We start from the raw sequence: 24,127 nt of genomic DNA, 5'->3' as shown, positions 1-24,127 counted from the left end.
ATCTTTCCACTACCCCAGGCGTTCGTTCCGGATCAGTCCGTGGAGAATACGCGCTGCGCGGGATTCTGTCTCGTCCACCTTCTCGCGCTTCCGCGCGATGTACTCGGCGACGGCGGCCAGGTCGTCGCGTTTGTGGTGGTAGGACGGCAGCATATCCCGCAGGTGCGAGAGAACTTCGTCCCCCTCAACGTCGTTCTCCAGCTCATAAATAGCGTAGAGAACGGCCCTGGTCGCCGACGGACCGAACTCGGGAATCTCGAAGCCGACCTTCTTGAACTCCTTCGCGGTTTTCAGTCGGGCCTTGTTCGGCTGGACACTGCCCATGAGGTCGCCGTAGTCAGCAACCCGGAATGCTTTCGCAAAGTTCTGGTAGTTGTCGAGTTTCCGCAGCGACGTGGTCTCGATATCCATCATCTTCAAATAAAAACGCTCCGGCCCCGTCAGTCGCTCCCAAAGTTTGGACGGCATGTGTTCGGGAACCATATGCTCATTGGCAACCTGCACCGAGAAATCGATGACCTCGCCAACAATATCCTTCTCGCCTTTGCGCCTCGGCCGGAGCGCCTCCTTCGTCATGTCGACGCCGTCGATCTTAGCGTATCTCGTCAAGACGCGAAGGGCGGCGGCGTAGCCCGCCATCTGAAGATCCGCGTCCTCGAACAAATTCTCGGCTCTGCCAGACCCCTTCAAAGTCTGGTTCAAGCCCACCATCGTGTCGATTTGCTCGGCGACTTCCGCGCGCACCTCTTGGACGATCTCGTCCTTATAGCCAGTCTCCACGCCCTTTCGCTTCCTCAGGACAAGAATGACCGTACCCTGTACATAGCCGCCCTTCTTGAGCTCTGACGTAGTCTCAGTTGCAATGTACCAGGCAGCCATCACTTGGAGCCCGGCGCCCCAAAAAATTTGGGCCATGTCGGCCCACACCGACGCGGATTGGTGCGTGAACATGACGATCTGGATGCCGTTCTCAGGCATATGGTTAGCCATTGCCGTGTAGGCCGCCACCATGTTGTGCCTGAACTCTTCGCCATCTCCCTTGATGGCGAGCGGCCTTCGGGAATCCCAGATCCAATCATTGAAAGGCTTCGGCGGGCCCTTTCGGAGCCAACTAATGAAGAATTCGGTAATCTCATGATAGTTGACCGCATCCGCATACGGCGGGTCGGTGATGAACATGTCGCAGTCAACGGCCAAGTCGTTGGCCGGAAGATTGGCGACCTTTGCCTCACCCCGAATTGGCCGGGCCTTGCTCACGTCAATTGAGAGGCCTCCAAAAGAGGCCAGACCGCGAGAAACTGTGTTCGCCAGCGTATTCAACGCCATGTTGGAGAAGGTATTGGCGTTCGCCTCCTTTCCGACACTTCCTCTCCACCGGCAGAGGCGAGAATTCCAGTCGAGGCTACGTGCCAGCATGGTTGCGAGAACAAACTCGTATTCCCTGCCTTTCGCGAGCTTGCGCATAAGGCCGAAGATCAGAAGCTCTCGAGGGCTGAACAAATGGTGCCAGTATGTCCACCCTCTCTCCCGAATCGGCTGAGAGGTGTTTTCACCTGGTTCGATCATCATGTCGGGAACGAATCCAGAGGCCTGCCAGTCGGCGAGGTTTCGCTTCACGAACTCCTGTACCTTGCGCTCTTGCTGCAGATCAAGCTCCGTAGGAGCGGCAAGATACGTCTCCTGACGCGGGCTCTCCAGAGTCTCTTTCGTAATCCATTGGACGGCAAAAAGCCGCTCGGTGAAGACGTCATTCGCTCTGAAGCTGATGTCCGATTTGTCCCACTTGCGGATGCCATTGGCAGTCGTGCCGTCCGGTCCTTTGTAATCTCCTCTTATCGTTTTCAGAGGCGTGCGGTATTCGTCATTCCCGATGGTGTAGACGACCGTTCCGGAGCGAAGCGTACCCTTTTCAGCCTCACTCATTTCAGCATCGGACGCTTCAAAGACGAGTTCGATGTCGAAGCGTTTGTTTTTCTTGTCGGGCACAAGCTTTCCGACCGTGCGCCGTCCTTTCGAAATGACCCACGTCGGCGCAATCGGGACTACCCATTGCGTCTGCGGGCATTTCACTTCCAGGCAGTAAAGATATGCCTTAGCTCGGTTGCCATGCTTATCAAATTCGACACCAAGCTTCGTAACCTCGTCATCAACCCGCCTCATCAGATCCGCTTGAGCCCGCTCAAATTCCTTGCGTGCGGACTGGTCGGCTCCAATTATGTTGAGGGCGCCCCAAGTCAGCATGCAAGCAATCGGATTGAGATCTGAGGCATACACGTCACAGCCGATCCGGGCGGCTTCGAATGGAATTGATCCTCCACCTGAAAACGTATCGCCGACACGAGGACGATGCCCAAAGCGCATGGTTCCCAACTGATCGACGAGCTCGGGGAGGCTTTTAGCATCTGTGCCGTACAGCTCATTTGCTCGCTGCAAATATGGAATGAGAAGCAGACTTTCGTCCACCTCCTCTGGGCGAGCAAGCTTTTCAACCCGAGTGATGTAAGGCATGTTGCTGATGATCGCGGCGCTCACGCGATCCCGCTCCGACCGCTCAACTCCTCTCTTGAGTGTCACGACCGATTTACCGCGCTCGACCGCTTCATCAAGGAGCACGGCACGTTGAGCAGGGGTGGCCCACTTAACAATCTCGTCGACCGTCACATTGTCACGAAGCCTCGCGAAAATCTGCTCATCATGGAGTCCGATAAGCTTTTCCAGGATATCGAGATCCAATGCGTCATCACCGCTCGGAGGAAGCAGCGAAGCGATGATGCACGCTCGCACCAAAATCAGAGGCTTCCGCCCCTTCCAGTATGAACCCAGCGGCGTGAGTGTCTGAGATTGGGCGCCCAATCGTTCCTTTTGCGCTTCAGCGGAGAGCTTCTGAACGGGGAAGATTCCCTCAATCAGCGACGGCGTGTCCTTCAACGAAAACGGCACGACGGAGGACTTCGGGCTGACTGCATCCATGGCGACACTCTTCACTTAACGCGCTCGAACAGCGGAAGCGTGGGGCGTTCCTCGGGGCGGCGAGGGTTCTTGGCGCGGATCGCTCCGACCTCCTCACCGGTGGGGTTCTCGGTCATGGCAATGCGGATCGCCTTGCGCCAGCCGACGTCGACGTCATCGGACGTACCGGTCACCGAGGCCGCCATGGCGAACAGCCACCAACGCTCCTCAGGCTTGAGCGCGCTCCAGGTGCGGATCGCGTTGGGGATTGCCTCCTTCGGCGCCGCCTCGACCGCCCAGAGCAGGACGCAGAGTTCGCGCCCGAGGAGACGCTCGACCTGGTTCTTGCCGCTCTTCCACCGGCCGGTGGTCAGCTTCTTCTCCTTCAGGCGCTCGTTGAGCACGCGCTCGAGCTCCTTGCGGACGGCATTCCAGTGATCCTGAGGCAACCTGCAGCGCACGACGGCGTCGGGCAGACCATTGGTGCCACCGGCGAGACCGAAGTGCTCGGTGACCACCACGGGGTTCGCGCGCGCGGCCGGGATCTCCACCACGAAGTGATGGGGATCGATGTCATGGGGCACGCCGAAGCCGGTGGTCTTGCGATCGTTCACTGCTGTTCAACCTCGTTGGGCTGCACTTCCCAGCCGACGGCGGCGATGAAGTCCTCCATCTCGCGCCCAGTGGAAAACTGCACTTCCGAGAAACCGACCTCTACCTCAGCCAACTCGTTGGCGAGGGCGGCACGGCCGGCACTGAGAAAGCCTTCCAGGATCTCCGCCGAAAGCTCCGTCTTCGGCCCGAAGCGCGTCGTTGCGTTGACGTCGCCCTGACCAACGGTGGCCGAAAGGCTACCCCGGACCTTGCCGTGGGCGGCTTTTAGCGCGTTGATCACGACGAAGACGTCCTTGGTCGAGGCGATCTTCAGCCGCTTCTTGATCACCACCGGCCTGTCCGGGTCGATCTGGACCTCGCCGCCCTTCACCGGCCTGATGGTGAAGATCTTCTGGGTTTCCACACCCGCGTCTTCGGCGTAGGCGTAGATCTTCACTTCGTCGTTGCCGTTGATCGGGATCGGCCCGGTGTAGGGCTTCCCCTCGCGCGCGTTGGTCCCGTCGGTATTCCAGCGGATGTTGCCCCGCGGCTTCACCGTCAGCGCGACGCTGCGCTTGCCCATGACTTCCTTCGGCTCATAGGTCAGGGTCAGCGTGTTGGTCCACTTCACCGGCTCGCCGGTTTCGTGCTTGCCGTCGGGATCCACGGCGACGAACCAGAGCACGGTCTCGTCCCGGTCCGTGATCAGATCGGGGACGATCGGCGACTTGGCGGAGACGTCGGACGTCGCCGCGAAGTGGATCTTGCCGTTTGGACCGGCGTCGGTCGCCGTCAGCTCGATGGTCGCGACGCCGGTCTGGTCGTCGTAGTTGCGCGTGAGGACCTTCACCGAGGTCTTGGCGGCGGGGAACGGCCCTTTCTCGATGTAACCGTCGCCGTTGTCGCGCCACTGGCCGTTGGCGAGTGCCGCCCGCTTGATCTCGTCGAGCCCGCGCAGCGGCAGCCACGGCCAGCGAACGTTGCAGATCGCGCGCTCCTCCACGTCCTTCCAGCGCGTCTTGCGTTCCGTGGTGCCCCAGAGCTGGTCCTCCGCTCTGGTCCGCAGCCCGGACAGCGTCTGCTCGGCCGTGAGGTCCAGAATGAGCTTGGAGGCTCCGGTGGCGCTCAAGGCTTCCTCGACGGCGGCCTCGCCGTCGATCGTGGTGGGTCCGCCATCCTTGCTGCGACGTTCGACCAACTTGAGGGCGGCGTAGGCGAGCCCGTCGACGCCGCCCTTCGGCAACCTGGCCGGATAGTAGACGCGGTTGAACAGGTTGATGAGCGCCGAATTGAATTCGAACTCGGCGGTCTCGGCCTCCTCCTCGAGCTCCGCGAGGTTCGGCGAGCGCTCGCCGCCGTCCTCCTGCATGACCTTGGCCGTCGCCCAGATGCGGCGGACCTTGTCCTCGAGCTTGGCCAAATCGGTGCCGTCGCCCGTGACGACGCAGAAATTGTTCTTCTCGGCGATCGCGTTGAACAGGCGCTCGGCCTCCTCAGGCGGGACGCGCTTGTCGGGGCTGAGAACGAGCAGGATGCGGTCGCCGTTGGTCTTGATGTCCTCGACCTTCGGCAGCGGCAACACCGTCGAGTAGGCGTTTCGCCTCTTCGCCTCGAACACCATGGTGAGGCGACGCTCCATCTCGGTGTCGATCTTCGGCTGCGGCGCCGTGGTCGCATACTTTTCGATCTTCTTCTTCAGATTCTCGTTCTTCGAGAAGTACCAGGCATCGTTCTCCTTGCGATGCATGTACCAGCATTCGGTGCGCAGTTTCTCGAATGCCTCATCAAATTCGATCGGCGAACGGTGCGGCGCGACGAGATTCTGGACAACCTCGGACTTGGTCAGGCCCTTGACGGCGTCGTTCGCCTCCGAGAGCGAGGCCATGAGCACGAGGCGCGCCACCTGGCTGGCGGAGTCATTGTCCATTTGGTCGTCGATGGTCTGCGCGTGGGCCCGCTCGGCGCCGGTGCCCGCGATATCGTGGGCGATGGCGCCGGACAGATCGTAGACGTTGGTGACCGCGTCGCGCACGTCGGGATTGGAGAGGTCGATGTGCTGGCAGCCGACCAAGAACACGTCGTTGGTTGACCGGGCGAGAGCCGATTTCACCATGAGGGCTGCCATCGTCATCAGGCCGCGGGTCTGGCGGAAGCGCTCGTTTTCCTTGAACAGCGCCAGAATGTGCTTGAACGACGGATGGAATGGATAGCTCGCCGCGATCTCGTCGGCGATCTGGGTCGCCGACTTGGCGACCGCCTTCGATTTCACGGCATCGGAGATGGCGTCTGAGAACGCCGTCGCGACGGAATTTACCACCTTGGGATTTGGCTGTTCGTTCAGCAGACGCGTCCGCAGGATGCTGTAGATCTCGTCCGACCCGAGCTCGACGGGTGTGATGCCCTTAGCCTGGCGGCCGGTCTCATTCTGCAGGTCGCGGGTCGCCTTCGCAACCATCGCGGTGATGTCCTTCGTCGCCCCTTCATAGGCGCCGGAGAGGTTCGAGATCACGATGCAGAGGCGGGGCAGCTTCAGCGCCGCCGAGAGCAGGTTCGAGACCGCGTAAGTCGTGACGTCGGCCAGCGTGCCGCCTCCGACGGGCTGAGTGATCGCGTTGCGGAAGTACGGCGGGAGCTCGTCGAGGAGGATCAGCGTCGGCTCTTCGCCGATCAGTGCGATCCAGTCCTTCTCGTTCGGCGCCGAGGGCGCCCCCTTGTAGAACGGCAGGAACTGTTCGGCCTTACCGAGCTGCTCGGCGATGTCGCCCCACAGGTGCTTCTCGCGGGAGATCGCCCGTCCGGAGATGGCGACGACCTTCGCTGCCGAAGTCAGCTTGATGCCCTTCGTGATCTCGGTGTCGACCAGCGAGAACAGCGAAGGATTCGCGGCCAGGTAACCGAGGGCGAGCATCGAGTGGGTCTTGCCGCCACCCATGGCTTGCTTGAGCTCGAAGACCGCCTGGCCTGACGTGCCGGCGAGCCGCTGCAGCCCTTGCCGCAGCAGAGTCTTCATGCCGCCCGTGACGTAGGTCTTGTCGAAGAAGCCCTTGGCAGCGTTGGTATCGTGGCCGACTAGGTCCTCGAGATTCTCGATCTGGTCGCTCAGTGCGTAGTCGATCGCCTTCGGATCGAACTTGCACGCGTCTTTCACCGTCTGAAGCATTTTTCCCGGCCCGCCCCTTACCTTTTGCCCGCGCGATACCGCTCGAGCCATTCCTTGGCGGCCGTCTCCAGGACCTGGGACGCGTTTGTCTCCAGCTCCGCGGCCGCGACCTTGATGTCCCGTATGACCACTGGGTCCATCGTCGACAAGAACTGCTTCTTGTCGCCTACCGGCGGCTTCCGCCCCGGCTTTCCGGCCGCCTTTTTGTCCGCCACTACCCTGCCCGTGCGTTGTGCGCTCCCGCAAACCGTCCCATGGGTTGCGAGGTGCAGCAAGAGTCTGAGACCGGCTGCCAGCCGTTTTTCCCCTTAAATGGCGGCTTTTCATCCATCGCAAAACGGAACATCCCTCTGAAATAACAGGAATATTGCCTCGGCGAAAGTCTAATCAACATATACCTATATGATATAGGTCTACGGACACTATTGAATCGGGTTAAATGATCCCATTATGTTCTATGCGCTAGAAGGGGCGTTTCCGGCGACGAGGATAGCTTTCGCTATCTTTTCGGGCCGACCATCACGTGTATCGCGTGCGGATTCCCATTGACGGAGGTGTAGGGAGCCTCGCGGGCGTCGATACCGATTTGGTTCAGGGCTCGGATCAGCGCGTCCGCTGCGGGCAAGAGGCTTTGTCGCTGGCTCGGGTCGATTTCTATTTCCACGTTTTGGGCCAAGGCTGATCCGGAAATGGGACGCAGGTTGCGCCGGATCGCGGAGGCGTATGCGGGCGCAGCCCAATCGATCTGTTGCCAGCCCGCGGCATCGAGCGCTGCTTCGATATCCCATAGAATGTCGCCGATTTCCCGCTCGAAATGGCTCATAGCGGTGTCGAAGACCGCCCCCGCGAACGGCCGCATCAGGTTCGTGAGCTGGGCTTGCTGCGGACCGATAACATGCCGCCTGGTCGTCCGGAACGCGAAAAGCTCCTCCTCTGCGGAGGCGGCTCGATTGAGTGCCGCCGCGAGTTTCGCGTCATTTTCGGCCTCCGCTTCCTTGGACGCGATGATCGTCCAGCGGATGCAGAAATACTCCACCGTGAGCCCGAGGCCGATGAGGATGTTCGCCAGAATTGAAAGCCAGAACTTCGCTTGGTCCGGATGGTATTCGTATCTCCAAAGGACGCCTATCTCGATGAGAATTCCGACCAGGATTCCGAGGGTGGCGCCGGCCGACCAGCGCTCAAGCGTCTCCATCCGTTGGTGTGGCGACTTGCTCGTTTTCATGATGCTCGAGTTTGGGTGATTTGGTGAAGGGGCGGACCCGCGTGGATATAAACATGGTCGCGATCGCAGTCATCATCGATTCGGAAACCGGCCTAATGCAGCCCCCCGCAGCGAAAGGTGATTTCCGGAAGCTGGCGTGGCTCTGATCAGACTGTTCGATGGCGATGGCGTTCCGCTTGCCGCGCTCAACGAGTCCAGGGTCGGTCTACCGGCGCGGCAGGATGATGAGTTCGTCATGGTTCGGCTGCGGTGGGAGGTGGAGCGGGTAGGATTGACCGAGCTGGACGCAAGCCCCGGGTATTGTTCCGGACGATGACGATGCTCCGTCGAGTCTGGGCGTGCGGCCATCGACAAGGTTGCCGTGGGGCGAGTCGGACAAGACCGCAGCCTGAGCTTGCGCAGCAGCCTGGAACAGATGGACGGCAGCCCTGCACAGCATAGACGAAGGTCGGCATAGCCTTTCGACGAGACTCGTTACAGTTCTCGACGAGCTCGGTCGTGAAAACGACGGCTCGAATGCTCGAGAAAGCCGTAAGATGAACGAGAAGCCAAGAACAGGACGAATCCTCCGCCCTATCGCGCAAATGGAGCATGAAGCCCGTGAGCGAGAGCTGAGGGACCGCCAAGAACGAGAAGAAAAGGCAATGATGGGGCTCATCCCGCCCGAGGATCCCATCGAGCTGACGCGCTGGCAGGAGGAGCAACGCGAGGCAGAAGAGAGCTACAGGAGCTTTTCAAAATTTCTCGCCGAAGAAGAGGCCGAGCTCCAGAGGATAAAGGAGAGCTACCCGCTCGGCACCGTTCGCGCTCGGGAGCCGCGCAGCATTCACTCCCCCGTTTCCCAGCCACCGTGGAAGCGAAGGCTTCGCCCTTAGCCTCGGGGCGTTATCGCCGTATGTCGCTCGCCCGCAGGGGTCGATCTTCATACAGGTGTAGGGCGAAGATTGAGTGGGCCGGGGGAACGTTTTGCCAGGTTTCAACCACTATGCCGATTGCACCTGCGGATGGTGCGTGAACTACAGCCGGATGTCGTACTCGGACCGGGCGCGGCTGGTGTCCGACCTGCGCCGGCGCGATGCCATGAACCTCCTAAAGCGGGAGTCGGCACGGTCGGCCTCAGGTTGCTACGTCAATCCCAATGCGCGGTGTCCCGTCTGCAACGCTGGCGTCTACTTCTACGCCAACGAGCACGGAAGCCGTGTCTTCTTCGATCATCTCGGGCCCCCCTGGCCCAAGCACCCCTGCACCGACATTCCGCGGGATTACGCTCCGAGGAGCCGTCACCCGGAGCGACGCGCACGCGGAGCGATGCAGGAATTGATCTCGGCCGCGAACGTAGCCGGCCTGTTCGAAAACAAGCTTTTCGGGCGACGCGCCGGGGACGAGTGGACGCTGCTCGTCGTGATCGAGGTGGTCAGAAGCGGCGACGAGAACGTCATCACCGCGGAGTATCTGGATTCTCGCGAGGGAGAGACGACCGCCTTCACCTGCCGCTCCGAAGGCCCCGTGCTGGAGCCGGGCGATTTCATCAACATGAAAGGCGACGAAGTATCGTTCCTGCATAGGGAAACGCTGAGGCCAGTTACGTTCCGCATCGGCGGTACGGTCGTCATTCAGGAAACTTCGGAAGAGAACTCGCTTCCTCCGCCCTCCCCGGCACGGTCCGAGCCGCCGACGGGGCGACGGCTGCTCCGGGCTTCCTCTAAGGAGGCCGACGACTCGCGGGAGCCGATGACCGAAGCGGAGATGGTGCATTTCAACTCCGATGCGGTGGGACTTGGGGAGCTGTTCGGCAAGCTCGAGCCGATCATCAAGACCTACGCCCGCGAGCATACGCGCAAGCCGCTGGATGTGGCGCGACGCCTCAACGCGGAAGGGCACCGCACGGCGAGCGGTGCCAAGTGGACGCCGCGTCTGGTGCGTTTCCTGCTTGCGTTGATGTTCAACGACTCCGGAAATCGCAAACCGGCTGGGGGGCCGAACACCAAGCCGGCCGGCGCGCCGAGAGGGAGGGTTGCGCCGCCGAAGATGCCGCCCGTTTCCATGGATGACAAGGACGAGATCGCCAAGCGCTTATCGGCGCTCGGCCGAGTGACCAGGCGGACGCGGCCGCAGGAATGATCGCCCACGCTTCAAGTCGTCGCTTCCAATGACGCCAGATCGTCTTCGTCGAGCTTCGTAGCCAGGCTGTAGCTCTGCAGGCGAGCACTGCGGTAGCGGAATTTCGCGCCTCGCATGACGACGAACTTCAAGCGGCCGGCGATCAGCATCTGCAGGACCGGGACCAGCGCATCGAAGGGGATCCCGACGTGCCCGCCGACCCTCTCAGCATAGAGCTCGAGCGATCCGACCGCGATTGGCTTGAGATCCTTCCGGCGCTCCTCTTCCAAGCCGATCGACGGAAACAGCGACACTTCCACCCGGTTGGTTTTCAGCCCCGCCGGCCTCAGCATCCGACCCTTTAATTCGATTTGCCGGTGTTCATGGTAGGGATCGAGCGCGTTCCGCAGCGTGTTTAGTGCCAGCCAGTAGGAAAAATCCCAGTCCTCGATTTCGACGATGTAGTCGACGATCTCCTCGGCCGGCTCACGCCGGCGCTTCACTTTCCTGGTCGGTTTAGGCTTCGGCTCGGTGCCCATGGCGATCTCTGCCGGCATCCCGCGCGAGGCTATCCGAGTCGGTTTCTGCCGGGAATTCCGGCTCGATCTCGTCAACTTCCGCGATCAGCTTGCTAAGGCCGGCCCGCCTTTCACAACGACAAGGGCCTTCGAGTTCCTCCGGCACTCTCGCCCGCCCGAGGTTGGGCTGAGCTGACGAAAATATGCATTTTATAAAATAAATTCACATAATAGACTTGCGTTGGTGGATTCTGCGGGCTAAACATGTCCATTCAAAATGAAATGCATATTTGCATGGAGCACAAAGTTGGCCGGTTTCACAAAAGAGCAAATGTTCGATGAGCTCCGGACGATCTTCCTCTTCGAGGCTGATCACGTCTTGATCAGTTCCGGACCCAAGAAAGCCGAAGCGTTTATCGGCTTCCCGCCAGGCGAAAAGGGCGAATACGTCCATGAAGCGACCTCCAAGGTCGACCTTTCGCTCTTCGCGAACATCACGGCGTCCTTCGAGCGGGCCTATGAGTTTGCGTTCAATCGCAGCCGGCTGAACACGTTCGGCGAGGAAGAAGTGCAGGACCTGCAGGCCTTCATGGAAGGCACCCCGCGCATCGGCGGTATTTCCTCGGCCGGAGAGATGCACCGCTTCATGACCCCCGACGGCTATTGCCGAATGGTCGCCGATGCAGCCCTCGCAAGGTGGAAGCTCGAGTGGGCGGGCGACGACTCCGCCAAGTTCACCACCCGCGAGCTGGCGCTGCTTGCCAATATGAGCGAGGGCGCCGTGCGCATGGCGATCTCGGACAAGAGCGAAGGCCGTCTGAAGACCATTCCCGGCTCGAAGCCGGTCGCGGTCAGGTTCGACGAAGCCAAACGGTGGCTTTCCGGACGCCGGGGCTTCATTCCGTGGCCGGAGCGCGCCGCCGACGACCGCTTCCTCACGCGCGCGATCCGTGACGCCGAGACACCCAAGGTGCTCGCCCGGCTCGTTCACCAGGTCGCCGGATTCGAATCGGCCGACAAGCTTGCCCGCAAGCTTGGTTGGAAGCCGGCGGACGTACAGCCTTGGTTCGACGGCACGTTCGTCTTCGACGCCGATCGCGCCGGTGAGATCGCGAAGGCCCTGCAGCTCGACGTTCCGATGTTCGTCGGCAAGGCGCTCGAGGTCACTCTGCGTGCCACCGAGGGAGGCCGCTCATGAACGCTTTGGCGGCGAACGATCTCCTTTGACGGTTCATTCCAGGGCGCGCCTGCAGCAGCGCGCGATTCCACCGCTCGTCGTGGACTTACTGATGCAGTTCGGGTCTGCGTCGCGCGCCAATGGCGCGGAGCGCCTGATTTTCGACAAAAGCGCGATCAAACGGCTGCTCCATCATTTGGGCGGTGATCGCGGACTGAAGGTCGTGGAGCGCTGGCTCAATGTGTACGCGGTGGTCGGCGACAACGGCCTGGTGGTGACTGCTGCGCATAAACGAGAGCATTTCCGGCGTCGGTAAATGGCTCACAATCGAGATTTCTTGGGGGAAGTGAAATGGAAAACCTAGCTATCGCCGCTGCATTCAGGGAACCGCTCGCCAAATTCCGCAAAGGCGGCGCACCGCTGACCATTGCCTCGGACGGCAAATACTCGCTCGAATATGTCCCGTTCGAACATGTGAATGCAGACGCCAGACTTGTCTTGGTGGGTATCACGCCCGGACCGATCCAACGCGACCAGGCCTGTGAGGAAGCTGGCCGACTCCTGAGGCAGGGCCTATCAGACGATGTTATCCTTCGCAGGACGAAGAAATTTGCGGCGTTCGGAGGTCCGACGATGCGTCCTAATCTCGAGCGCATGATCGACAGCATGGGCATCATGAAGCTGGTCGGGGGCGGGCACGCGGCAGACCTTTGGAGCGCGAAGGCCGATTTGCTGCATGCAACATCCGTCGTGCCTCATGCCGCGTTCGTAAGAGGCAAGCCATTTGCAGGCTCGTTCGACGAGATCCTGCGTGTCGAGGTGCTGCGTCGCAGCTTCGAGCGCGGCTTCCTTCCAACCTTGTGCGAACTTCGTCGCGACGCCTTTTTCATCGGTTTGGGGCCGACCCCAGCCGCGGCGCTCTCGTTCGTCGCCGACAGGGGGCTCATCGATCGGAGCAGGATCTTGGGCTGGCTCGCACACCCGTCGAGGACCGGCGGCAGCCAAGTGTCGATCTATCTCGGCGACAAGAAACCTGAAGAGCTCACCGATGGTGATCCAGTGCTGCGCAGGGCCGCCTCGCTTATCGCGGCGGCTTCCAACATGCGGGATCGGATCGCTGTCTCTGTCCAAGGATTCCGGATTTGAGGGCGAGTAGCTGCGGCGGTGGTGTTGGCAGTGCCTTCATCGCCGAGCGCTCGGCCCCCCTTCCAAAAGCCACGTTGCCTGCGATGTGGCCGCCGGGGCTTAGGATCTGGATAGCACCAAGCGGCTTCGGGCTTCACGCTGCCGCCCACGTCGATCGCCTCCACGACTAGGTTGCTGCCAACTTCGTGAAGCTGGCGCATGCAGTTGACGACGGTCTCCGCGGCGGTGCCTGGATCGAAGGAACACCGCTTTAGTAGGACCCGTGCGAACGTTCGCCGGGTGAGATCAGCGGTCACTGCGCTTCCCCGCTCCAAGGAGTGAGCGCTTATTTAGAAGTGAGCTATGGTTTCTTCTGCTGTGCGACCTGTGTCACACTACCGTCCTTTTTAGCAACTCGCACGGTAAAGTCATTCCCAGTGGTGGGCACGGAAAAGGTAACGACATAGGCATCGTTGTCGGCTACCATCCCCGCGAAGTGAATTCTGTCGGTCGTGAGCTTCGTTTCGTTGGCGACGAAACCGGCGGCGGCGGCAATAGCACTCTCCGGCGAATTCGACGATGCGAAGAGGCGATTCACCGCGAACGTTGCCGTGAAGAATAGCGCTACCGATAGACCGATGATGACGACGCGCGCGTGATCGCGCACTCCGTTCGCGTACTTCGTCACCCCGTCTGGGTCGCTCGGGTCTCGCGCCGTTACTGTCAGCAAGTTTGCGTAGGCCGACAATCCCATGATCGCGAACGCCACGACGACGAGAAGCCCAGCCCCGGCAACGACCAACATCCATTTCGCCAAACCATCTGCAGGAACGCGCGACGGATCCGTGAAAAGGGCTGCGACGCCGCCAATGCCGGCCAAGCCGAGCGTGAGCGTCTGCTTTAAGAACTCGAAGCGACCGGAATTCGCATCGATCGTGTCCTTGAGCGACGACGGAGGCCTCGTCACTGCACCGTTCATCGTCACCTCAGACGGGCCAACAGGTGCAGCCGAAGAGGCTTTGCCACCGGCCCATGTTCTGGAGGACGAAGACGCCGCCGATCGTCTTCTGAACTTTCTCTGCTTTTTCACGCGAATCTGCTTCTTTTTGGAGATCGTCAAGGAATTTGGGCATCTTCTTGATGATCCGATCCGCAACCGGATCACGATCGACGACCGTCGCAAAATCTCCAAGACCAAGCATGTCGGTCCGGGCCGCGATCAATCCCTCCTTGAGGATTATTCTCGCCTGCGGGCTCACCTTCCAACCCGAACGCTTTTCGAAGCTTTGGAATATAGGTTCGAGTGGATCGGGGGCAGACTCGATCATGACCATGTATTACCTCCGGGAAATAAATGACGTAAATGCAACCAGAGGCATCATAGGCCAGCTTCATGAAGTCTGTCTTTAGATTTCGTTGCCCCGAAGGCGCCCCCCCCGAGGTTGGGATATGTCGACGTCGACAAAGCACTTCCTCATGAACGAGATTTATCTTCGTGACGCCGAGCGGCGTCTTGAGGCCTTGACCGCCTATCAGCTTTCGATCTGGGCATAGGCGAGCTTCCGGAGACTGAGGGCGCAGCCCTCAATTTTCGACCGCAGTTCTCGACGCCCGCAGCCGTATGCCAACTACTCGCAAAGGTTGCCGACGGGCGCCAAACCGGGCATGCTACGGCAATTAGAATAACTAGTGCCCAGGTTTTGCGGGGAATGGCGGCGTCCTCATCTGAACTTCAGACGAAAATTTTGCGTCGCAGCGTCCTTCCGGACGAATACAAGCTGTACAGAGCGGCGCTCGAATGGGATTTGACTGATCCCATTGTCATCGAGACGCGGAAAGACCTGAAATCCGAAAAGCGATGGCAAGACCACCTACAGCCCTACCACCATCAGGTCTCTAATCTGGTCACGTTCTGCCGCCGGCTACCGGTGACACTGCTCGCCGACGATGTGGGCTTGGGCAAGACCATCAGCGCCGGATTAATCGCCAGCGAACTTATCGCGCGTACAAGGATCTCAAAGATCCTCATCGTCTGTCCAAAACTCCTCGGACCGCAATGGCAGGCGGAGTTACAGGCAAAATTCGATATCCCTTCTCAAATCGCAACCGGCAGAGAGCTGATAACCGCCGAACCGGACGATGTTGGCGCGGTGATAACGACCTATGCTTCCGCGCGCCTGCACCTCGAGAAGATTCCTGAAGATCGTTTCCAGATGCTGGTGCTCGACGAGGCGCACAAGCTGCGCAACCTCTACGGCGTCGATCCGCCTCCGCAGGTCGCTATGCGCTTCAAGGAGGCCCTTGAAAAGAGGCGCTTTCGATACGTTCTGATGCTTACCGCCACTCCGATCCAGAACCGGCTTTGGGATCTCTACTCGCTCGTCGACCTCCTTACGGTAGCTCGGGGTCACCAAAATCCGTTCGGAAGCGAGGGGATGTTCGCGCGCAAGTTCATCGCCGACAAGCGCGATACGGCTCGTCAGCTCAAGGCCGAAGCTCGCGAAGAGTTTCGCTCGATCGTGTACGGGTACATGTCCCGCGTGCGGCGCGGCGACGCAAAGCTGTACTTCCCAGATCGAGTTGTCCAGCTCCACCGGGTCGAACCGACCGTCGCCGAGCTCGAGCTTATCCGGGTCATCAGCAAACCGATACAAAAGCTCAATCGGCTTGCTCAAATTGGAATTCTGCAGGCACTCACCAGCAGCCCTCATGCGCTGATGGCCCAACTCACCAACATGGCTCGGAATGGAACCGTTCCACGGGAGTTGGCCGGCGCCGTGTGCAGCATCGTCGATGGCATGAGCACCTGCGCGAAGCTGAACGGCCTCGGATCGCTGATCGATCAATTGATGCGCCAAAACCCAGAGCGGTGGCGCATGGTGGTGTTCACTGGCCGGCTTGAAACGCAGACGACGATTCAGGCTTTCCTCGAGACGCGGGGCCTCAAGGTCGGAATCATCAACGGCACCTCAGGACAGCGTAACCAAGACACCATCGCCCGCTTCTGGAAAAATCCGCCCGCCTGCCATGTGATCGTGTCGACGGAAGCGGGTTCAGAGGGCGTGAACTTGCAGGTCGCCAACGTGCTTGTGAATTTCGACTTGCCCTGGAATCCGATGATAGTCGAGCAGCGCATCGGCCGAATCCAGCGGCTCGCGTCGGAACATGCGAGCGTCAGCATACTCAACATCACGCTAAAGGGAACGTTCGAAGAATATATTGTCGGCCGTTTGATGGAAAAGCTGCAGATGGCCGCACATGCCATAGGCGACATCGAGTCGCTTCTCGAGGCGTCTGGCGTAGACGACGAGGATGGAGAGGATTTCGAGGACAGGATCCTTCGGCTGGTGCTGGCGGCGCTGGCCGGCAAGGATTTCGAAAGAGCCACGAAGCAGGCAGAGCAAAGCATTCTCGACGCTAAGGAAAAGCTGGAAGCGGAAGAGGCTAACATCAACGACATGCTCGGCAGCATGGATGGTGCGGAATATGTCGGACCGCGGGCTCCCAAGCTTCCTCCGATCGTGAGGTCGATGGAGTCACGGGAGTTCGCGCTCGCCGGTCTCAAGAGTCTTGGAGCGACGGTGACGCCTAAAGAGGGCGGCCTTTATCTTCTGGAAGAGGATACTGGACGCGAATTGATTTGTTTCGAAGAAGCCGACCGCAATGGCCGCGCCACTTTGTACGCACCCGGATCTGCCGCTTTTTCGAGATTAGTAAGCCGAATGATCGCCACCGGCGTTCATCAGGTGGAGGATTCGGACGAGGACCCGGTCGGCCAAGCAAATGAAATCTCGCGCCGTTGGGTCGACAGCTTCGGCGCATCGCCCGTCACGACCAAGGTGGAAGGGGTGCGCCGCTGCTTTGAAGGTAAAGCGCTTATCCGGGTACGGGCGACTGTGACTCACGACAGCTACGAACGCCTCGTCGAAGTGAAATGTTTGCCCGGCGAACACCGAGCACACGCCGTCCGGTCTGGTCTCTATAAATTGGCAGATACGATCGAGAACGCTCAGCATCTCGGAATTGATACCGAACGCCTGGCCGATGCAGCGGGTCGCGATCAGGGCATCGGCGAGTTCTGTCGTTTCTATGTCGAACGGCGCGTTCAGGAAATGGCGGCCGCTGGCGATGACGCGCGAAAGCGCAAGAAGATGGAAGACGACTTCACGCCGCGGCTCGGGCTAACCGTCGTGGCGCTGGAGGGAGCCATTCATCGCGAAGTGACCACGGAGGTGCACTATAAGTTCGACAAAGGCCCGCATTATGAGAGCCGTTTGACGGTGATCCCGCGGACGGGCGATTGCCTTTCCGCTCCGGAATTGGGCAGATGCGACAGTAGCGGGACTCTCGCGCCGAAGGAATGCCTGGGCCATTGCGTCATGACAGGCGTGGATGTCTTGCGACACCTACTCGTCACCTCAGAAGTCAGCGGCCGAATGGCCCTCCCGGACCACTCGCTGCGCTGCAGCTTAAGTGGCAAACTGGTCCTGACAGACGAAGCGGAACTCTCCTCGGTTACAGCAAATCCTGTCGCCAGCTCGCTTCTCAAGACCTGTAGTCTGACAGGTAAACGGGCGGAACCAGAACACTTCGGTCGGTGCGATTTCACCGGCATCGAGGTGCTGAAGAGCGAATTGGCCATCAGCGACATCTCGGGCAAACCCTATCGTCGCGACCAGAAATCGAAGTCAGTCTTATCTGATCAAACGGGCCACAAGGACGAGTTTCTCCTTTGTCATGAGACACGGCAACCAATAGCAAAACAAGAGGCCGAGCGGTGCGAAATCACCGGTAAGTTCGTTCGGCCGGGCGTGCTCGAGCGCTGCAGCGCCACCGGAAAAGCTGTCTTACCGTCCGAGCTTGAACGCTGCGCGGTTGCGGATTCACGCGTGTTGAGACGGTTGCTTGTTGTCAGCAGCGTTTCTGGCGCTCGCATACAGCATAAACTAGCGATCCGTTCGGCTGCGGGTAATTATTGCGCTCCAAGCGAAGCTAGACCCTGCACGTGGAGCGGGCGCAGATCGCACCCGGACGATCTTAGAATCTGCAGCCTTACCGGAATCTCCTTCCACTTCGACTTCGCCGCCCCCGGCGGCAGTTCCTATCTTCAGCCGCTGGGTGATTTGCTGCATGGGATCCGCCACACGACGGACGCATCAGATCGCTGGACCGAGGTCGCCCTAAAGGCATCCGACGCCTTGCACGGAGGTCGCTGCCGTGTGGTATCCGCCCTCAGTTCGCCGGATAGGCGGCATCTGGCCCTTTGTTCTGAGGTCCGCACACTGCTGGGCTTGCGAGTTCAACACGCCGGTTTGCTATACTCGATTGACGAAGGAGTATTCGTCGGCCGCTTGGCCTTAGGCAAGCGGACGCAGAAGGGATGGATTCAAACTGCTGTCTAGGCTCTGGACCGAGCGCCTGCCGGCGTCAATCAGCAAGTGCCCTGATTCCGTCCAGCAGCACTCGGGTGGCGCGACAATCGTCTTCGTTGTAGTCGAGTATACGTTGCCGGATAATTGAACTTCGTTCTCGACACCAGCGGTCGAACCATTCAACGGAAGCGGCTCCTGAGGGATGCGTGTCCCTCCACGCAAAGCCCAGGAATTTGGCCAGCGTTTTAATCGAATGATCTCTGGTGGGCCATTCTGTCGCTTTCAAAACGACATCTCCGTAAAGATCAATCGCTCTCCGAGGCTCGAACAACTGTTCTATGTCCTCAGGTGTGCAGATGTCCGGGTACTTCTGCTGGAGCTTCCGGTAGATTGTCCGTTCATACTTGCTGTAATAATATATCGCAGCGCCTTCCCGAGAGGCAAAATAGTCGAGGGCTGCTGCGAAAGTCTCGCGCTCTGCTTTCGGCGTTGGGTCGTCAGCAAAGAATGAAACGAAACGCTCAGTGTCGTTGTCCCCATTCTTCCGCTCGATAAATCCATGCAGGTAGCAAACTCCGCGCAGCGGATCGACTTCGATATCGAAGAATAGCTCGACAGGGAAGCGGTCAAGTCTTATCGGTGAGCGCAAATAGGCCTTTGGCGAAGATGCTTTCAGCATGACGGCGCGCGCCTGCAAAGTGCGGAAGCGATCCGCCCCAACGCCGGCGAACACGGTCTTCTTGCCCTTGATGAACGCTTCCGGATTGATCGCCGCAAGGGAGGCGATCGTGGGTATCTGATCATTCATCGTGTCGCGATCTGACCGTCGAAGAAATGGGATCAACGTCAGATCGTCCGTCGAGACGAGCTGTTGGATACAAAAACTATACCAATGACAAAGTTTGCAGGAACTTGCATAGCCGGGGAGCGGGACGATTTTCCGCGCTAGTATTGATCGCGCTTCGGCGAGCGTATCTTCGTAGTCACCCCAAAGGTCTTGACTGGAAAGGTCGCTGAAATCGTAGGTGACTTCATTTCCATGAATATCCAAGACGAACGCCCGACGTCCCGCCGAAAGATTCAAATGCTCGAGGATGTCTACGTACAGACCGAGCTGGGCGGCATAGTGGCGCTTCGGCCTGCCGTCATGATCGTCATCTCCACCCTCCTTGCCGCGCCCTGATTTGATGTCGCCTGGGACGTACCCGCCGACTTCTTTGCGCAACAGGTCCGGCTTTCCAAACAGATCAGCGGCCCGTATGCACCCTCCGTAGATAAGAGGCTCGCCCTTGATCATAGCATCAAGCGTGAGCCGTTCACGGTTGACCTCGTTGGCGGCCGAAAGATCGAGAAAGGGGATTTGCAAGTTGGAGATCGTTTCCTGCTCGAACAAACTGCCCCTTTCCCAGAGCAGCCGGACGAAAGGACTGATCTGGTCTCGCTTGAGGACGTCGCCGAAAGCGTCCAAAGCAACGCGCTGCGGGCATTCGACCAGATCGTACAGAGTCGAAGCAGTTATAGTCACAACTTCCTCCCAGAAGCACCTGCAGTGAACATGCTTTGACCATTCGCGGTTTGCAAGAACCCGGCGGGGCATCTTAAGACGGCGTTGGTACGCCTTAAAAAGTAGCCCGTTCGAACCCGCTCCCTGTCTTGGCGGAAGATTGGAGCTGCTTGAGACGCCCGGTCATCTATTTGGAGATGCGCGCATCAAGTGGCACACACTCCGCCGTGGCCCGACTATTGAACAATGCGTAATTTCCGAATATGATCAGGCGCCACAGAGGGCGGGGAAGCTTGTCTGCTTGAGGCGCGGCCGCCAAAAGAAATATGGTAGTTGAATCCTTGGCGTTAAGGATTATTGCTGTGGGATGAGCAAAGAAGGTGTGGCAGAGCGTCTGTCGCGCGTTCCGTTGCTACGCGGCAAGCCAAGGATTCGCAGGCAAATCGTGATCGAAACTGAGTCCTTCGCAAAACACCAGAAACGCGTGAGGGCTACTTTTGGCCGGAAGGTGAGGGATTTGAGACTTTCCCTCAAGCTGAGCCAAGCCGACTTGGCTGACGACGCGGGCATCCGTCGTGCCCTGGTAAGCGAGGTCGAACGAGGAGAGGCCAATCCGACCCTCGACTCCATCGTACGGATCGCGTTAGCGCTCGACGTCGAGCCGGCTGAGCTATTGAGCATGGACCTCTAAAGCAGTCCATCGAAAGACATCGTGCCGAGCTGACTCCACAAACTTTCGATAAAGCCACATTGTTCGCGGCGTCACAGCTTCGGCGCAATTTCGTTGTACGCTATATCGTACAGCAATCGAGTGAGGGCGTCTTTTGTTGACGTGGATTTTCGAAGACGCCGGTTGAGAGACGAAATCCAACAGATCTGCCTTTAGGCTATCGGGGCTAATGATGCTTATTCAGTCGCCGAAACCACGGCTTCCACACGCACGTCCCTTTTTGTTCACAAGTCCGAAATGTCGTGCTGCAATACCCGTGCACGACATTCTCCTTCGCTATGCGCTGGAGCAAGCCTCCTTGGATTCTTCTGTTCTCGAGATCCACTATCGTAATGGCCCTGAGATCGAGTGCCCGCCCGTCTCTCTAAGTGGCGTAGTCCTTCGACGGGGTGATACTTCATATCTCCTACGCGTCCATCAAAACCGCCCTGAGCGCAGCCAGGAGGATCACTCCTCTCTCAGATTCGTATTGGAGCGTCATGGCCTCCAGTTACTCGAGCGCGATGCAATGGATCTCCACCGAGAGCCGCTATTCTCGAACGCGCGGTCGATCTGGTCGCATGCGGGCCGGCGAGTATCGCTGATGGAGAGGTTGAAGATTTCGGTCGCGCTTGAGGACGGTCCCCAGTCCATCATCCAGCTCCAGGACAGGACTCGTCTTACCTGCGACTTCGTCGGTGCGCTCTGTGCGCTTGCCTGCGAAGGCCTTGTGCGGCTGGACATCTACGACACAGCTCTGGGTCCGCACACCATTGTGCTTGGTCCCTAATTTCGGAAGCGTCGTCGCTTCTTCATCATGGATGGCGCCTGAGCGCAGACTCCCGGGCGGATGTCTGGTCGGCTCGTTTCTTCAACTACCCGGAGCTGCTCAACCTATTTAAGACAAGCAAATTCAGACCCCATTGCCGAAAGGAGCGAGACGACCAGCGCACGCAAGCAGCAGCGCAACCAATCCACCCTCCCTGTCAACCAGACTTTGGGTTCTTCGACATGCGCATCCGCCGTGCCCTCGGGGGCCATCCCGACTACTTCATTTCCACAAAGGCACCTGCCCCGATCCCGGTGCGACATCCTGCTCTTCGAGCGGGCCTCATCCAGGCGTCGCTCGCCGCGGAAGTGCGGTCGATCGTTCACGTTGCGACCGCACATGTTGCGTCCGTACCGGTAGACCTGGACGCCATCGTCCTGAACGGGGACGACGGCCGCTTCCTTCTCGACGTCGTGCCCGCCCGCAAGGTGCGCGATATCGACGATGAGGACCTGAAGGCGGAGCCGCGTCGCAGCAACGTCGATCTCGTCTGGTCGCACAATCGTCGCTTCGTGCCGCTCGGCCTGAGGATCCGGATCCTGCAGGTTTTGCGAGACGACGGGCCGATGGAGCTCGTCCGTCTGTTGGAGAGCGTCCGGTCAGACCGCGATCCTACGCCGTCATTGATGTCGCTGTTCTGCGACGATCTTCTCGAAATCGATTTGACGTCCGCTCCGCTCGGACCGCTTTCCCTTGTGAGGTCTCGTTCATGAAAAAGTCCGCTTCCCGCCGCGGCGCCAAGAAGCCGACCCTCGCCTATCGGACGGTGCCCAAGCGCCTGGTCGATCTCAGAGCCACGCCCAGGGACGTGTTCACGCGCAGCACCTTGGATGCCAAGACCAGCATGATCTTCAACAAGATGCTGCCGGTCGAAGATGATCTGGACATCGACGAGGATCACCACGACGAGCTCTCGCCGCCCAACTCGGCGAAGCGCGGCCGGCAGTCCGCCATGACCGCGATCATCGGCGCGGCTTTCGAGGCATCGGCCCCGAGGGAGGTCATCCGCAAGCTGGAACACAATCAGGCGCTGGCGGTGATCGTGTTGGTGCCCTCGCCCGCCTGGGTCGGGCCCGTGAAGGAATACTTCCGCGCGAAGTTCGGCGGCCGCTGGGCGCTGACGGCTCGCGACGGCAAGAGCCGCCACCAGAACAGCGAAGTGGGATCAGACGAGGTCTCGCGCGATTTGACGCGCGGATTCTGCGTAGCCGGCATTTCCTCCGACGCGACGATGCTTCCTCGCGCGCTGCTGGCCGCCGTGGACATCACGATCCGTGTCGCGGCGCCCGCGGCGGCCGTGCTGCAGACCGCCATCGCCCGCTTCGCGAAGCGTTCGCCGAAGGACATTCCGCCCGGATTGGGCATCGGACTCGATCTGCACGACGTGGTCGCCTGCTTCCGGCCCGGGTCCGGACCCGCGAAGATCGTTGATCGGCTGCAGGCCGCCACGCTGGCGTCGCGAGGCGAAACCGTCGAGGACAAACTGCCCGACTTGAAGACCGCCGTGGAGTACGGCGAAGCGAGAGTTTTTGGATTACAACTTGCGCGGGATATTGCGGCGTTCCGCGAGGGGACGCTCGGATGGACCCAGCTCCAAAAGGGAATTTGCCTGGTGTCAGAGCCCGGGTGTGGGAAATCACTTTACGCGCGCATTTTGGCCCGCGAATGCGGGGTGCCCATCGTAGTTACAAGCTGCGCTGATTGGTTCACAAAAAGTGGGTATTTGGACGACGTGATCCGATCGATGAGGTCGGTGTTCGACCGCTGTGCTGCACTGGCGAATCCTTGCGCGATCGCCTTCCTAGATGAGGTCGACGCTATCCCGAACCGAGAAGATTTCGCCTCCTCGAATTCGGGCTCGCGCAACAAGGACTACTGGTTGCCGTTGATCACGGACCTGCTTCTCAGGCTGGATAATTCGATGGGCTCCTCGGCGACGGGCTGCCCGCGCTATGGGGTGATCGTGGTGGCGGCGACCAACAATCCGCATGGCGTCGACCCCGCGTTGTTGCGCCCCGGGCGCCTGGAGAAGATGGTCAGGCTGGAGCGGGCGGACGCCGCAGGTGTCGAGAATATGCTGCGCTTCCATGTCGCCGGCGACGTGCCGGATCGGCATCTGACCGAAATCGCCGGCATGATGGAGCGCTCGACGGGTGCGGAGGTCATGGCTCTGGTTCGCGAGGCCAGGCGCATCGCCCGGTACGCCGGCCGGCCGCTCGCGGCGGGAGATCTCAGGGCGGCGTTAGTGACTGCGGAGAAGGTGCCGCCGAAGACGGACTGGCGCATTTGCGTGCATGAGGCAGGCCATGCCATTATCGCTCTCGCGATCGGATACGGCAGGGTGAGCCACTGCGTAGTGGGTGCGCGCAGCGGCAGCGCCAATCGCACGTTGGTGCAGGCCGACGAGAGCGACCTGGCGACGCGGCGCGCGATCGAGGACCGCGTCACCATGTTCTTGGGCGGTCGCGCCGCGGAGCGCGTGCTGCTCACCACCGGCGAGTCGATCGGAGGGGGTGGCGATGAGGGCTCAGACATCGGACTTGCCACGGAAGCTATCGCATCTCTCCATCTGACTTGGGGCGTGGGTGGGACGATCGCCTTCCTCGGCTCCCGAAAGGATGCCTTGGAAGCGGTCCGCTACGACCGCTCGTTGCGTGACGTCGTCGAGGCCGACCTGCAGAGACTGCAGGAGCGCGCCGACAGCATCGTGGACACGCATCGCGAAGCCGTGGTCGCGGTCGCGAAGGCGCTGCAGCGCCGCCGTCACCTGAGCGGGGACGCGGTGCACGCGATCTTCCGCGCACATCGCGTTCGCGGCGAAAGCAAGATGGTAGTGCAATCATAATAGTGTTGAACATCGAACGG

19 protein-coding genes are annotated in these 24,127 nt (G+C 60.0%); 10 read left to right on the top strand and 9 right to left on the bottom strand.

Annotated elements, in window-relative coordinates; all coding sequences use genetic code 11:
* Positions 1 to 9 precede the first annotated feature (9 nt).
* The 5 genes from EHH60_RS14430 to EHH60_RS14410 all read right to left on the bottom strand — a co-directional run bounded on the left by EHH60_RS14430 (position 10) and on the right by EHH60_RS14410 (position 7,928).
* Positions 10 to 2,970, bottom strand: coding sequence for an anti-phage-associated DUF1156 domain-containing protein (locus EHH60_RS14430; protein WP_124160134.1), 2,961 nt, complete (start codon positions 2,968 to 2,970; stop codon positions 10 to 12).
* Between the two features lie 11 nt (positions 2,971 to 2,981).
* Complete coding sequence (locus EHH60_RS14425) at positions 2,982 to 3,563, bottom strand: anti-phage-associated DUF3780 domain-containing protein (protein ID WP_124160133.1); 582 nt, start codon at positions 3,561 to 3,563, stop codon at positions 2,982 to 2,984.
* Entirely contained in the window at positions 3,560 to 6,691 is a 3,132-nt protein-coding gene (locus EHH60_RS14420) for an anti-phage-associated DUF499 domain-containing protein (RefSeq protein WP_245454495.1), read from the bottom strand. Before EHH60_RS14420 ends, EHH60_RS14425 begins: the two co-directional genes overlap by 4 nt.
* Before the next feature lie 29 nt (positions 6,692 to 6,720).
* A complete protein-coding gene (locus tag EHH60_RS14415; RefSeq protein WP_124160131.1) occupies positions 6,721 to 6,918 on the bottom strand; it encodes a hypothetical protein in 198 nt (65 codons plus the stop codon).
* 284 nt (positions 6,919 to 7,202) lie between these two features.
* Positions 7,203 to 7,928, bottom strand: coding sequence for a hypothetical protein (locus EHH60_RS14410; RefSeq protein WP_124160130.1), 726 nt, complete (start codon positions 7,926 to 7,928; stop codon positions 7,203 to 7,205).
* A 536-nt stretch (positions 7,929 to 8,464) separates the two neighbouring features.
* On the opposite strand from EHH60_RS14410, the gene EHH60_RS14405 reads away from it, so the two are divergent.
* Together EHH60_RS14405 and EHH60_RS14400 are read left to right on the top strand one after the other, a co-directional pair.
* Entirely contained in the window at positions 8,465 to 8,803 is a 339-nt protein-coding gene (locus tag EHH60_RS14405) for a hypothetical protein (protein ID WP_124160129.1), read from the top strand.
* 136 nt (positions 8,804 to 8,939) lie between these two features.
* On the top strand, positions 8,940 to 10,049 hold the full coding sequence (locus EHH60_RS14400) for a hypothetical protein (protein ID WP_124160128.1): 1,110 nt from the start codon (positions 8,940 to 8,942) through the stop codon (positions 10,047 to 10,049).
* A gap of 11 nt (positions 10,050 to 10,060) precedes the next feature.
* Here the strand turns inward: EHH60_RS14400 and EHH60_RS14395 are convergent, their stop codons facing one another.
* Positions 10,061 to 10,567 carry a hypothetical protein gene (locus EHH60_RS14395; protein WP_124160127.1) on the bottom strand — a complete coding sequence of 169 codons (507 nt, stop codon included), beginning with the start codon at positions 10,565 to 10,567 and terminating at the stop codon, positions 10,061 to 10,063.
* Positions 10,568 to 10,877: 310 nt separating this feature from the next.
* Here EHH60_RS14395 and EHH60_RS14390 point away from each other — a divergent pair, with 310 nt between their 5' ends.
* From EHH60_RS14390 to EHH60_RS14380, 3 genes are read left to right on the top strand one after another with little or no spacing between them, the layout of a single operon-like run.
* The gene (locus EHH60_RS14390; RefSeq protein ID WP_124160126.1) at positions 10,878 to 11,744 is read left to right on the top strand and encodes a hypothetical protein; all 867 of its coding nucleotides are present in this window, start codon (positions 10,878 to 10,880) and stop codon (positions 11,742 to 11,744) included.
* A 25-nt stretch (positions 11,745 to 11,769) separates the two neighbouring features.
* A complete protein-coding gene (locus EHH60_RS14385) occupies positions 11,770 to 12,039 on the top strand; it encodes a hypothetical protein (protein WP_245454494.1) in 270 nt (89 codons plus the stop codon).
* A 35-nt stretch (positions 12,040 to 12,074) separates the two neighbouring features.
* A complete protein-coding gene (locus EHH60_RS14380; protein WP_124160124.1) occupies positions 12,075 to 12,869 on the top strand; it encodes a hypothetical protein in 795 nt (264 codons plus the stop codon).
* A 340-nt stretch (positions 12,870 to 13,209) separates the two neighbouring features.
* On the opposite strand, the gene EHH60_RS14375 is transcribed toward EHH60_RS14380, so the two are convergent.
* A complete protein-coding gene (locus EHH60_RS14375; RefSeq protein WP_124160123.1) occupies positions 13,210 to 13,827 on the bottom strand; it encodes a hypothetical protein in 618 nt (205 codons plus the stop codon).
* 7 nt (positions 13,828 to 13,834) lie between these two features.
* A complete protein-coding gene (locus tag EHH60_RS14370) occupies positions 13,835 to 14,182 on the bottom strand; it encodes a hypothetical protein (RefSeq protein WP_124160122.1) in 348 nt (115 codons plus the stop codon).
* A gap of 375 nt (positions 14,183 to 14,557) precedes the next feature.
* Here EHH60_RS14370 and EHH60_RS14365 point away from each other — a divergent pair, with 375 nt between their 5' ends.
* A complete protein-coding gene (locus tag EHH60_RS14365; RefSeq protein ID WP_124160121.1) occupies positions 14,558 to 18,250 on the top strand; it encodes a DEAD/DEAH box helicase in 3,693 nt (1,230 codons plus the stop codon).
* A 25-nt stretch (positions 18,251 to 18,275) separates the two neighbouring features.
* On the opposite strand, the gene EHH60_RS14360 is transcribed toward EHH60_RS14365, so the two are convergent.
* Entirely contained in the window at positions 18,276 to 19,745 is a 1,470-nt protein-coding gene (locus EHH60_RS14360; protein ID WP_158626734.1) for a TM0106 family RecB-like putative nuclease, read from the bottom strand.
* A 346-nt stretch (positions 19,746 to 20,091) separates the two neighbouring features.
* Here EHH60_RS14360 and EHH60_RS14355 point away from each other — a divergent pair, with 346 nt between their 5' ends.
* The 4 genes from EHH60_RS14355 to EHH60_RS14340 all read left to right on the top strand — a co-directional run bounded on the left by EHH60_RS14355 (position 20,092) and on the right by EHH60_RS14340 (position 24,107).
* On the top strand, positions 20,092 to 20,415 hold the full coding sequence (locus EHH60_RS14355; protein ID WP_124160119.1) for a helix-turn-helix domain-containing protein: 324 nt from the start codon (positions 20,092 to 20,094) through the stop codon (positions 20,413 to 20,415).
* Positions 20,416 to 21,037: 622 nt separating this feature from the next.
* Entirely contained in the window at positions 21,038 to 21,223 is a 186-nt protein-coding gene (locus tag EHH60_RS14350; RefSeq protein WP_124160118.1) for a hypothetical protein, read from the top strand.
* A gap of 221 nt (positions 21,224 to 21,444) precedes the next feature.
* Positions 21,445 to 21,975 carry a hypothetical protein gene (locus tag EHH60_RS14345; protein WP_124160117.1) on the top strand — a complete coding sequence of 177 codons (531 nt, stop codon included), beginning with the start codon at positions 21,445 to 21,447 and terminating at the stop codon, positions 21,973 to 21,975.
* Entirely contained in the window at positions 21,972 to 24,107 is a 2,136-nt protein-coding gene (locus EHH60_RS14340) for an AAA family ATPase (RefSeq protein WP_124160116.1), read from the top strand. The genes EHH60_RS14345 and EHH60_RS14340 overlap by 4 nt, the downstream gene beginning before the upstream one ends.
* Positions 24,108 to 24,127 lie beyond the last annotated feature (20 nt).

The organism is Bradyrhizobium sp. RP6, from assembly GCF_003837805.1.
GTDB lineage: Bacteria > Pseudomonadota > Alphaproteobacteria > Rhizobiales > Xanthobacteraceae > Bradyrhizobium.
This window is presented reverse-complemented; position numbering and strand designations above follow the sequence as displayed.